This is a genomic window from Granulicella sp. L60 (assembly GCF_009765825.1).
Classification (GTDB): domain Bacteria; phylum Acidobacteriota; class Terriglobia; order Terriglobales; family Acidobacteriaceae; genus Edaphobacter.
Genome location: NZ_LMUR01000022.1, coordinates 824,492 through 826,257, shown reverse-complemented (window position 1 = coordinate 826,257; position 1,766 = coordinate 824,492). Strand labels below are relative to the sequence as shown.

The following is a 1,766-nucleotide window of genomic DNA, read 5'->3' as shown; positions in this document are numbered from 1 at the left end:
CTACACCGTCCCCGGCACCTCCGAAGTCCGCGAGCGCCGCGGCTTCATCGCCCTCGGCCACCTCTACGACTACGCCGACAAGGTCGTCTACCGCCACGAGCAGACCTTCCCCAAACACAAGTCCGACCGCCTCGCCCTCTTCAAGGCCACCCGCGCCTACTGCGAGCAGATCTACATGCTCTACTCCGACCCCGCCTTCACCGCCGAAAAACTCATCTTCGACGAGACCTCGCCCGCCGACCTCGCCATCACCGACGAGTACAACGTCGTCCACCGCGTCTGGAAGCTTACCGACCCCCATCTCATCAATCTCCTCCTCACCGCCATGGCCGACAAAAAGCTCATCATCGCCGACGGCCACCACCGCTACGAGACCTCCGTCGCCTACGCCAAAGAGCGCTCCGCCCAACTGAAACTCCCCCTCAACCAGCCCCGCGACGAAGACGAAAAGCTGAGCCCAAGCCACCTTCCCCAGCCCGCCTTCCCCGAGGCCGCCATGATGATGACCTTCGTCAACATGGACTCACCCGGCATCACCATCCTCCCTACCCACCGCGTCGTCAGCGGCATCCCCAGCTTCAGTTCGCCCGACTTCATCACCCGCGCCAGCGCCTTCTTCGATATCAAAGAACTCCCCACCCCCCACATCTCCATCCTCTCCGCCACCAAAGGCACCGCCTTCCTCGCCGCCACCGGCGACGGCAACTACCTCCTCACCCCCAAACCCGACGTCGCCGCCGCCCTCAAGGACATCTCCCCCCGCCAGGCCCAACTCGACGTCGTCCAGCTCCACCGCATCATCCTCGACAAGCTCCTCGGCCTCGACCAGGAGACCATCACCCGCCTCGGCAACGTCCGCTACATCCGCGAAGCCGACGAAGCCGTCTCCCTCGTCGCCAGTGGCGAAGCCGACATCGCCTTCCTCATCAAACCCATCACCCTCGACCAGCTCCGCGACATCTCCCTCTCCGGCGACGTCATGCCCCAAAAATCCACCGATTTCTACCCCAAACTCCTCAGCGGCCTCGCCATCTACGCCCTCGACTAACCCATCAGCACCACCACATCACCCGACGTTCGCGATCCCCGACCACCATCCTCGGTCGTCCAATCGTTCTCCCTCACCGGCCACCGATCTTCGGGTGCCCCATCCATCGCACACTTTGCGATGGGTGGGAAGGTATACCTCTCCCATCTGGCCGTTGCATCTGTTTTGACTGACATTGACAACAAACCGCCAGACGAGCGGCCGATCACCCGTCCCAATCCGTCCTCCCACATCGGCCTCACCATATACAATCAAACCCGCGAACACTCCCTTGATCCTCCCCACCCAACAAATCGCCGCACGTCTTGCTCTCACGCTTCTCATAAGCCTCACCGTCTCTCCTCCCCTTCCAGCCCAGCAGCCCACCCCCCGCACCACCATCCTCCTCGACCCCGCCCACGGCGGCCCCGACCCCGGAGCCCACCTCACCGACCAGCTCCCGGAGAAATCCTTCACCCTGGCCTTCGCCACCCGCCTCCGCGCCATCCTCTCCATCAGTGGCTTCGCCGTCATCTCCACCCGCGACGCCGACCCCACCGTCCCCTTCACCACCGACCAGCGCGCCGACATCGCCAATCACGCCCACCCCACCGCCTGCCTCATCCTCCACGCCACCTCCAGCGGCTCCGGCGTCCACATCATCACCTCCACCCTCACCCCACCCGACGACCCCGACTCCCCCCACGCCGCCATCCCCTGGGACACCGCCCAGGCCGCC

Annotated in this window: 3 protein-coding genes; 2 read left to right on the top strand and 1 reads right to left on the bottom strand. The window is 64.7% G+C overall.

Features of this window, described 5'->3' with window-relative positions:
• The coding region (locus GSQ82_RS24385; protein ID WP_254061903.1) for a DUF1015 family protein at positions 1 to 1,048 on the top strand (1,048 nt) is incomplete at its 5' end.
• Here the strand turns inward: GSQ82_RS24385 and GSQ82_RS24380 are convergent.
• Positions 1,045 to 1,224: a hypothetical protein gene (locus GSQ82_RS24380; protein WP_158794832.1), complete on the bottom strand. Its 180-nt coding sequence runs from the start codon at positions 1,222 to 1,224 to the stop codon at positions 1,045 to 1,047. The genes GSQ82_RS24385 and GSQ82_RS24380 overlap by 4 nt on opposite strands.
• 95 nt (positions 1,225 to 1,319) lie before the next feature.
• Here GSQ82_RS24380 and GSQ82_RS24375 point away from each other — a divergent pair.
• Positions 1,320 to 1,766: N-acetylmuramoyl-L-alanine amidase (locus tag GSQ82_RS24375; protein WP_174243133.1), on the top strand; the 447-nt coding region annotated here is incomplete at its 3' end.

Bases quoted from the DNA above. Each gene is read 5' to 3' on its own strand.
- GSQ82_RS24380 (WP_158794832.1), bottom strand. From the start codon at position 1,224: ATGTCAGTCAAAACAGATGCAACGGCCAGATGGGAGAGGTATACCTTC.